We start from the raw sequence: 9,529 nt of genomic DNA, 5'->3' as shown, positions 1-9,529 counted from the left end.
CGCCTTGTCCGCCGGGGCGCGCGCGGCCTCGGGCGGCACGCCGGCGCGCGCCTGCAACACGCCCGGCGGATCGGCAAACATGCCTTCGCTCGGCATGGTCTCGTCCTTGGGGTTGCGCAGTGCCAGCGTCAGGCGTCCGGCCTGCTGCGCCATGACCAGCTTGTTGACCTGCTCCAGCGGCACCGACAGCACCGCCGTCTTTGCGCCCTCGCGGCGCGACATCATCTGCTCGGCGCCCTCGGCGCGCCTCGCGTCGTTGACCGCGCCGGCGCCGTAGGCCAGCACGCGCAGCCGCGAGAGCAGCATGCGCGCCTGGCTGTCGGCAATTTCCTGGCTGTCGCGGCGCAGGACCACGAACACATCCACATAGTCGCCCGGCTGCACCTGATGGCCGACGCCAATCACCTCGTCCACCGCCACCGCCATGGCGCGCTGGCCCTCGGGCACCTGACGCGCCAGCCCGGCCAGCAGTTGGCCTTCGAGCACGGGCACGTTGGCGCCGAGCGCCACCACGGGCACCTGGCCGGTCACGCGCGCGACGTCCTGATAGGCGCCGGTCGGGTCGATCGGCAGTTGCATGACCTTGAGCGCATCGGCGGGCAGCGGCTTGCCGGCTTCCACTGCGCGCGTGGTGACCACCACGGCATGCATCGGCGCGGCGCCCTGCACCGGCTGCGGCACTGCGGCCTGGCGCGCCACCCGCCAGGCCAGCAGCGCCAGCAGCGCGGCCAGCACCAGCAGCGCGACCGCCGCGATCCGTATCTGCCTGCTGTTCATGTGGGGGCTCCGGGTGTCATCGACATGGCTGGGTTCTCGGCATTCGTCTCGGAAAAAATCGGTTTCAGATATCGGGGGAGATCTGCACCACGGCCGAACCGGTCAACGTGGCGGGCACCGGCACCAGCGGCACGCTGGGCAGGAGCGACGTAGTGGGCAGGTTCAGCGTGACGCGCACGCAGGTGGTACCGGCCGGGGCGGAGCAGGCGATGGCCTGCGCGACATCGGCGGCGGGCACCAGCGTGGCGAGGGAATCGGGCAGCGTGGCGCGCGCGGCCTGCGCGGCGGCGGACACCCGCAGGTCGATGGTGGTGGCGAGCGTGCCCCCGTTGGACGTCAGCGGATAACGCAGCGCAGCCCGCGCGCCTTCCTCGGCGGCGAGCGTGAGCACCTGCTGCAGCGCCAGCACCATGCCGTAGTACACGATGCCCAGCACCAGCGTCAGCAGGAGCGGGAACACTATCGCGAACTCGAGCGCCGCCACCCCCAAGTGGCCGCGTCGGGTCGCCTTCGCCCGTAATGACATGCTTCACCCGGTCTCTTCGTTAGCGCCAAACCGGAGGCGCGGCCTCCCCCGTTGCCGGGGGAGGTTCGCCGACAGCCATTTCGCGACTTGGTACCACTCTCACTGTTGCTTGCCCGGCCGTCCGTGTGCTGCCCGCGGCCGGTGCATTGCCATGACGATCCACGCCGATGCGATACGGCGTGGCCAACAGGGGTCGAGGATTGCCGGCGGCTGCTAGCTGCCGCTCTTCACGCCGAACAGCGTGGTGACCTTGGTGGAGAGTTGGGTGAAGCCCTGGCTGAGGCCGTCGCCGAGAGCAGTGGCCCCGGTGACGATGCCAAGGGCGATCAGGCCCACGATGAGGCCATATTCAATGGCGGTGGCGCCGCGTTGGTAGCGGCTGAAACGCGCCTGCGAGTTCTTTTTCATGATGCACTCCCGAAACGACAAAAAAAATTCCGATCCCGTATGGGTGTTGCACGTGAACGCCAGTCCCACTGCCCCGTTACCGGTTGTGATCGCCGGCTTCGTTGAGCCGCGATTCTGTTGTATTTGGTGCTGGTGCAACATTTATAAGACATGCTATGTCTCCATCCATACCCCCCAGAGGAACTAAGGGAAAGCCCATGCGGCTCAGCTTAAGGTAGGACAGACGTTTGAAACAACGCGACCCCGGGCAAAGGACGATCCGAATTGTTCGAGCGGCCGCAATAAAAATGGGAGTGCCGTGCGGCGTCCTGCACGTTCTGATACAGGTCGCGGCACGGCACGAAATAAAAGGATGCGCCGCGCGGGGTAAGGACGACAGCGCACCATAAAGTAGCCGGGCGATGGCTAGGGAAAGTCCCGAGCCGTCTTCTGGCTCGGGGGGTTCAGTGTTGCGTCAGGCCACCAAGCAGGCCGGTGACGCCATTGAGCGGTGAGCCGGCATTGCCGCTGGTGGCGGTGCCACTGGTGGCATTCGTCGCATTGGTGGCATTGGTGGCATTGGTGGCATTGGTGAGTGCGCCGGTCACCGTGCCGACCAGGCCGGTCACCGGGGCCAGCGCGCCAACACCAGCGCTGCCGCCCGCCGCACCCGCCAGCGGCAGGCTGTTGATCAGGCCGCCCAGCGGATTGCCGCCTGCACCCGCCGCACCGCCCGCCGTGCCGTTCCGGTTGTTCAGCAGCACGCCGGCGGCCGCCACGGTCTTGCCGGTCTCCGTCACCACGCCGCCAAGCGGCGAGACGATCGGCTTGTCGGCGTTGCTCAGCATGCTGCCGCCGGTGGCCACGGTGTTGCCCAGCTTGGTCAGCAGGTTATCGACCGGAACGCCCAGGCCGCTGGCCCCGCCCACGGTCTGCGTGGTGTCGGTCAGCTTGGTCGTCAGCGGCACGATGGCCTTGCTCGCGCTGCCGGTCAGCTGCGCCACGGGGCCGGTGGACAGGCTATCGCCAAGCTTGCCGCCCACCTGCATGACCGTGCCGCCCACGGTCTGCACCACGCCGCCCACCGGCTGCGTGACGGGCGCCAGCGGCGAGAGCTGTGCGGTGCCGAGCGACTGGACCAGATCGCCCGCGCTGACCACGGTCTTGCCGGCCTGCGTGACCACGTTGCCGGTGTTGCCGACGGTGACGCCGAGCGGGTTGTCCACACTGCCGATCTTGCCCAGCCCTTCACGCACGCCCACGCCGAGCGTGGCCACGGTGTCGCCGGCCTTCATCACCACGTCGCCGGTGGCGTTCTGCGCGGCGTCCGGCACCACCGGCAGGTTCGCGTCCTTGACCTGCTGCCCGATCTCGCTCACCGCATTGCCGGTGGCCACCACCGTATTGCCGGCGCCTTCGGTCACCTTGGCGGTGGGCGTGGTGTCCACCGAGGCCGCGGGAGTCGGCGTGGCCGGCGGCGGCGTGACGTTGTTGTTGCCGTTCGGCGAGGCGCCGCTGCCGGAGCCGCCCGACGAGCAGCCCGCCAGCAGCGCCAGCAGGGCGCCACAGGCGATGGTGATGACCGACAGCGAACGTTCGCGTTGCATCGTTGACCTCATGATCTGTCTCCTATGGTGTCCAGGTGTGCTGATGTGCTGGTGTGCTGGTGTGCTGGTGTGCTGGTGTGCTGGTGTGCTCGAAATCCCGTGGGGGCTTGCCGATGAGCGCAAGCGGTGTGCCAGCATCAAGCGCACGTTCGATACGGGCGCGTCGCAAGCCCCCACCACTGCCCGGAGACCGTTGCCCGGCGCGGCACTCCGGCCTTCACGCCAGGGCCGGATGTGGGTGGCCACACGCTCCCGGAACACCGTGTGGCGTGTTACGTGCTACGTAACGTGTTCCCGCCCACGCCACACGCGCCGCGCCACGCCGGCCCCGCCCGCTTCATGCGCGCGTTTGAGCCCGCGCCCCGCAAACGCTTGTCTGACGCGCCTCTCCGCGACGCCTCCCTCCTTTCGCATGGCATGCCCGCCGGCCGGTATCAGCCATTACGGAGCCATGGCACACCGTTTGCGCAATGGCATGCACCGCCACGCATACGTGGCGAGTCGGGAAAAACTAAAAAAGGAAAAGGTCATGCGCAATCAAACGTTCGCGAAGCACATTGCCCTGTCGGCATTGCTCGGTTCGCTCATCGTGCTGGGCGGCTGCGCCAGCGGCAGCGGGTCTACGTCGATGGGCACCAGTGGCACCAGTGGTTCGAATGGCTCGGGCAGCAACGCCGGCATCGGCGGCACGGGTGGTACGGGCGGCACCGGCACGGATACGAGCAACAACGGCGGTGGTGGTAGTGGTGGTGGCGGTGGCGGTGGCGGTGGCGGTGGCGGTGGAGACAATGGCGGCGGCGGCACGGTGGCGCTCACGCCCACCAGCACCATCGTCAGCAACACCGGCGGCGTGGTGAAGGGCGTGGGCGATACCGTGACCGACGTCGGTACGGCCATCAAGGATGCAAACCTGCCAGTGGTGTCGCCGGCCACGCAGACCGGCCTGGCCGGCGTGGTGACCGCGCTCGGCAGCGCCGTGAACACGCTGGGCACCGGCGTGCAGGACGGGCTCGGCAACATGCCGAACGCCACCAACCCGCTGGGCACCACGGTGGCCAGCACCGGCGGCGTGGTCGCGCAGGTCGGCAACGCGGTAACGAGCGCCGGCAGCGCGGTCAGCGGCCTGGGCAGCGGCCCGCTGGCGCCGCTCGGGGCACTGACCAACCCGCTCGGCGGCGTGGTCTCGCAGGTAGGCGGCGCCGTGACCGATGCCGGCGGCAAGCTCGGCACCGCGCTCTCCACGGGCCCGGTCGAGCAACTGACCAGCGGCGTGAGCAAGGCCATCGTGCCGCTCACCTCCACGCTGACCAGCAGCACGCAGACGCTGGGCGCGGCCACCGGCCTCGGCCAGCCGGTCAGCAACCTGCTGACCACGGTGGGCGGCGCGCTGGCAACCGCAGGCACGTCGCTGCAATCGACGCAGACACCGGTGGTGTCCGGCGTGGGCGGCATCGTCACAGGCACGGGCAACACGGTGGCATCCCTAGGCGGCGCGGTGAACGGCCCGGCCACGGGCGGCGCCGGCCCGCTGGCGCCGGTGACGGGGCTGGTCAGCGGCATCACGTCTGGCCTGACGGGCGGTAACGTCGGCGGCGGCACCGCGACGTCCGGCCCGCTCGCGCCGGTGACTGGCCTGGTGGCCGGGCTGACTGGCGGTAACGCGCCGGCCAGCACCACGCCTGCCCCGACCACGCCCAGCGGCGGCACGGGCGGCAGCAAGCCCGCGAATCCGCTGGCGCCAATCACCGCCCCGGTCACCGGGCTGGTCGGCGGCCTGGTTGGCGGCCTGACCGGCGCCCTCGGCACGGCAGGCGGCACACGGCGCTGACGGCCTCCTGTCGACATCGCACTTCCAAGACAAGCGTAGCGGCCACCGCAAGGCGGCGGGGATAGCGGCATCCCCGCCCGCCGTGGCACGCCACGCATAGCCGCGAAGCAGTGCTTTCTTGCCAGGGGTATTACCATGCGACCACGCATCCGTGTTGCCGCGCTGCTGCTCAGCGCCGGCGCCTGCCATTGCAGTCTCACTTTTGCCGAACGGGGCCCGGTACAGGGCGACCCGACCCAGACCCTGCCGCGCATTGCGCCGAGCAAGCCGGCCGACAGCAACGTCACCGTGCAGGTGGAGCGGCCCGATGCCGCCCTGCAGAACCTGCTGGCCTCGCGCCTGACGCCGCGCCACTTCCGCATCGAGGGCGCCAGGACGCTGCCCTTCGACCAGATCGCGGCCAAATTCGCGCCGCTCGCCAACCGCGAGATCACCGTCGCTGAACTGCTCCAGGCCGCGGAGTCCGTCACGCAGCGCTACAAGGACGCCGGCTACCCGCTCTCGTTCGCCTTCGTGCCGGCGCAGTCCTTCGAGAATGGCGACGTGCTGGTCACCGTGGTGGAGGGCTACGTCGCCAATGTCACGGTGCGGGGCAAGGCCGGCCCCGCCGAGGCACGGCTGCGGAAGATCGCCGAGCAGCTCAAGCGGGACCGGCCGCTGCGCCAGGAGCGCTTCGAGCACTACGTCAACGTGCTGGCGCAGCAGCCGGGCATGCAGGTGGCAGCCACCGTGCAGCCGCCCACCACCACGGACGGCGCCTGCGAGATGGTGCTCGAGGTCAAGCGCAAGCCGTTCACCTTCGGCACCGGCGTGGAATGGATGTCGCCCGGCGTGCGGGCCATCGCCACGGCCACCACCAACAGCCTGACGCCGCTGGGCGAGCAGCTCTCGTTCTCCACGCTGTTCCCGAAGGGGCGCGACAACGAGGAGTACTACGCGGCCAGCTACGCGCAGCCGATCGGCACCGAAGGCATGCTGGCCAAGCTCACCGCCTCCCACTATCGTGGCGTGCCGGAAAACGCGGCGCTGGCCCCGATCGGCTTCGAATCGCGCTACGTCAACGACTCCAAGCGGCTGGGCGGTACGCTGAGCTACCCGCTCATCCTCAATAACCGCCACGCGCTGACGCTGACCGGGGGGATGTACGCCAACAGCCAGTTCGAGCGCTACACCCAGGCCGTGCAGCCGGGGGCGGGCCGCCAGGTGGAACTGTCCACCAGCGTGCGCGTGGCGAGCCTGGAGATGGGCTACATCCAACGTGCGGAGGGCGTCACACGCAGCGCCACGCTCGGTCTCTACAAGGGCTTCGACGCGCTCGGCGCGAATCGGGAAAACAATCAGAATGATCTGAATTTCCTGCGCACCCGGCTGCTGGCCTCGCAGGCCAATGACCTGCCGTTTGGCTTCGGCATGGCGCTCTCGGCGGCGGGGCAGTTCAGCGACCAGCGGCTGGCGTCGAGCGAGCAGATCAGCTTCGGCGGCCGCTTCTTCGGCCTCGGTTATCCGGCGGGCGAGGTGGCCGGAGACAAGGGCTGGGGCGCCTCGGCGGAACTGAACCGGCTGTTCACGGTGGATTTCACCTACCTGAAGACGCTCCAGCCGTTCCTGGTGGCGGACATGGCGCGGGTGTATTCGAACAGTGTGTCGCTCTCGCACCGGACGCTGCAATCGCTGGCCATCGGCCTACGTTTCTCGGACCGGCGCTACTACACGATGGATATCTCGGTGGCCCAGCCGGTGGGCGACAAACCCACCAATGCGAGCCATCGCTCGCCGCGCTTCAACCTGCTGTGGTCGTACCAGTTCGATTGATGCCCCGCGCCAGCCGCTGAGGCGGTTTGGTGCAGTTCGATCCTTGACCCCTGCGTCATACGCAAATGAGAATTGATCGCATTTGCACACATCAGCACATACCAGGGGGTTGTCATGCAGGTCTCACGCGTCGTGGCCGGATCGGCCACATTGACCCAATCCGACGAAGCAGCCGAGGGCCGTGGCGGCGCGTCGCTGCCCCGGCTGACACAGGCCGTGGGCGCGGCCCTCGCCGCCGCACCCGTGGCGGCGCTGGCGCAGGTGGAACTGCCGCCCGTCACCGTGAGCGAGGAACGCCACGGCGGCTTCCGCGCCGCGTCCACCGGATCGCCCAAGGACCCCGAGGCGCTGCGCGACACCGCGCGCTCGGTCAGCGTGATTCCGCAGGAGGTCATCCGCACGACGGCCGCCACGAGCCTGACGGAGGTGCTGCGCACCGTGCCCGGCATCACGTTCGGCGCGGGCGAAGGCGGCAATCCCATCGGCGACCGGCCGTTCATCCGTGGCTATGACGCGCAGGCCAGCACCTTCCTCGACGGCTTCCGGGACATCGGCGCGCAGTCGCGCGAGATGTTCAACGTGGAGTCGGTGCAGGTCAACAAGGGGCCGGCCGGCGCCTATGACGGGCGGGGCGGCGCCGGCGGCACGATCAATATCCAGAGCAAGACGCCCCGGCTGGAGCACTTTGCCGAAGGCGCCCTTGGCGTGGGCAATGCCGAGTACGTGCGCGCGACGGTGGACGGCAACTGGCGCGTCGGCGAGCACGCCGCCGTGCGGCTCAACGCGATGTCCCACAGCAGCGACATCCCCGGGCGCGACGCCGCGCGCATGAGCCGGTGGGGCGTGGCGCCATCCGTCGCCATCGGCCTGGGCACCGCCACGCGCGTCACCGCCTCCTGGTACCACTTGCAGAGCGACGACCAGCCCGACGTCGGCATCCCGTACAACAACGCGTCGCACACCGCACGCAAGGACGGGCTGCCCCGGGTGCGCCCGACCGGCGATGGCCGGCCGCTCGACGTGCCGCGCGACACCTACTACGGCCTGCTGAACCGCGACTTCCAGAAGCAGCAGAACGACACCGGCACCCTGCGCATCGAGCACGACTTCAGCCCGGCGCTCAAGCTGCGCAACCAGACGCGGCTCTCGCGCACGGAGCAGGACTTCATCTGGACCCAGCCGGACTCCAACCTCGGCAACACCTACTACAACCTGCTCTGGCGGCGCGCCAACACGCGCGTGGGCACGGTTGACACGGTGGCCAACCAGACCGACCTCTCCGGCAGCTTCCGTACCGGCGCCATCGGCCACAAGTACGTGGCGGGCGTGGAATTCTCCGAGGAAAAGGCCAACTGGGACACCTACAAGGTCGATACCGGCGACCGCCGCTGCGCGAAGGGCGCCGGCGCGGCCAGCGGCTACAACTGCACGACCGTGTTCGATCCGGACCCGGCCGATCCGTGGGCGGGCACGATCCAGCGCAATCACCGGCCTACCGATGTGCGCACGCGGACGCTATCGGCCTACCTGTTCGACTCGGCCGAGATCACGCCGCAGTGGCTGCTCAATGCCGGCTTGCGGCTGGATCGCTATGACACCACGCTGACGCAGGCGCCGAATGCCAGCGGCGTGCGCAACCAGTTCTCCCGGCAGGACACGCTGCTCAACTACCAGCTGGGCGCGGTCTACAAGCCGGTCACGTGGGGCAGCGTCTATGCGAGCTTTGGCACGTCTTCCACGCCGGCGGGCTCGTTCCTCGGCCAGGGGGCCGAAATCAACGCGCTGGCGCCCGATGCCGCCGGCAATCGCGGCGACCAGCTCGCGCCCGAGAAGAGCCGCGCGGTCGAGCTGGGCACCAAGTGGGATGTGCTGGGCGAGAAGCTGGCGCTGACCGGCGCCGTGTTCCGCATCGACACGGACAATACGCGGATCATCGAGCAGGACGGCAGTGCGCGCATGGCCGGCGAGCGGCGGGTGGATGGCGTGGAACTCGGCTTCGCCGGCAACGTCACGGCCAGGTGGGCCGTGTTCGGCGGCTACACCCACCAGAAGGCCCGGCTGCGCAGGAACGGCGGCAAGGGCGCGGCAAACGGCGCCACCGACGGCAACGTGTTCCCGAACACCCCGGCCGACAGCTTCACCCTCTGGACCACCTACGAGGTGCTGCCGGGCCTGATCTTCGGCGGCGGCGCCAACTACATGTCCAAGGTCTGGGGCAACGAGGCCAATACCAAGTGGGTGCCGGCCTACTGGCGCTTTGACGCGATGGCCGCGTACCGGCTCAGCAAGTTCGCCAGCGTGCAGCTCAACCTGCAGAACCTGACCGACAAGGCCTACTACGCGCAGGCGCACCGCAACCACTACGCCACCATGGCGCCGGGCCGCGCCGCCACGCTGACGCTCACGCTGCGCTACTGACGGCCGGAGGCGGGCATGGATACGCTGCCATTCCGCGTGGCCTCCGCGCTGGAGCTGGGCCAGTTGGCGCCCGATGCCTTGCGCCACGTGCTGGCCGGCCCGCCCGGGCCGGCGCTGCGCTGGCTCGGCGCGGCCGCCGTGGGCGGCCAGCTCGATGCGCAGATGACGCTCGGT

At 69.3% G+C, this 9,529-nt stretch carries 7 protein-coding genes; 3 read left to right on the top strand and 4 right to left on the bottom strand.

Annotation, left to right across the window (positions count from 1 at the left end; all coding sequences use genetic code 11):
- From cpaB to KHO18_RS27400, 4 genes are all read right to left on the bottom strand, one after another.
- A partial coding sequence (gene cpaB, locus KHO18_RS27415) for a Flp pilus assembly protein CpaB (protein WP_211944248.1) occupies positions 1–777 on the bottom strand: 777 nt, incomplete at its 3' end.
- A gap of 64 nt (positions 778–841) precedes the next feature.
- A complete protein-coding gene (locus KHO18_RS27410; RefSeq protein ID WP_144199791.1) occupies positions 842–1,303 on the bottom strand; it encodes a TadE family protein in 462 nt (153 codons plus the stop codon).
- A gap of 213 nt (positions 1,304–1,516) precedes the next feature.
- On the bottom strand, positions 1,517–1,711 hold the full coding sequence (locus tag KHO18_RS27405; RefSeq protein WP_144199789.1) for a Flp family type IVb pilin: 195 nt from the start codon (positions 1,709–1,711) through the stop codon (positions 1,517–1,519).
- A 443-nt stretch (positions 1,712–2,154) separates the two neighbouring features.
- On the bottom strand, positions 2,155–3,309 hold the full coding sequence (locus KHO18_RS27400) for a collagen-like triple helix repeat-containing protein (protein ID WP_211944247.1): 1,155 nt from the start codon (positions 3,307–3,309) through the stop codon (positions 2,155–2,157).
- A 517-nt stretch (positions 3,310–3,826) separates the two neighbouring features.
- On the opposite strand from KHO18_RS27400, the gene KHO18_RS27395 reads away from it, so the two are divergent.
- From KHO18_RS27395 to KHO18_RS27385, 3 genes are all read left to right on the top strand, one after another.
- On the top strand, positions 3,827–5,125 hold the full coding sequence (locus KHO18_RS27395) for a collagen-like triple helix repeat-containing protein (protein WP_211944246.1): 1,299 nt from the start codon (positions 3,827–3,829) through the stop codon (positions 5,123–5,125).
- Positions 5,126–5,260: 135 nt separating this feature from the next.
- The gene (locus tag KHO18_RS27390; RefSeq protein WP_211944245.1) at positions 5,261–6,937 is read left to right on the top strand and encodes a ShlB/FhaC/HecB family hemolysin secretion/activation protein; all 1,677 of its coding nucleotides are present in this window, start codon (positions 5,261–5,263) and stop codon (positions 6,935–6,937) included.
- Positions 6,938–7,051: 114 nt separating this feature from the next.
- Complete coding sequence (locus tag KHO18_RS27385) at positions 7,052–9,355, top strand: TonB-dependent receptor (protein WP_144199781.1); 2,304 nt, start codon at positions 7,052–7,054, stop codon at positions 9,353–9,355.
- Positions 9,356–9,529: the final 174 nt, after the last annotated feature.

Source organism: Cupriavidus campinensis, assembly GCF_905397395.1.
GTDB classification, from domain to species: Bacteria; Pseudomonadota; Gammaproteobacteria; order Burkholderiales; family Burkholderiaceae; genus Cupriavidus; species Cupriavidus campinensis.
The sequence above is the reverse complement of the archived record's forward strand: the minus strand, read 5'-3'. Positions and strand labels throughout refer to the sequence as shown.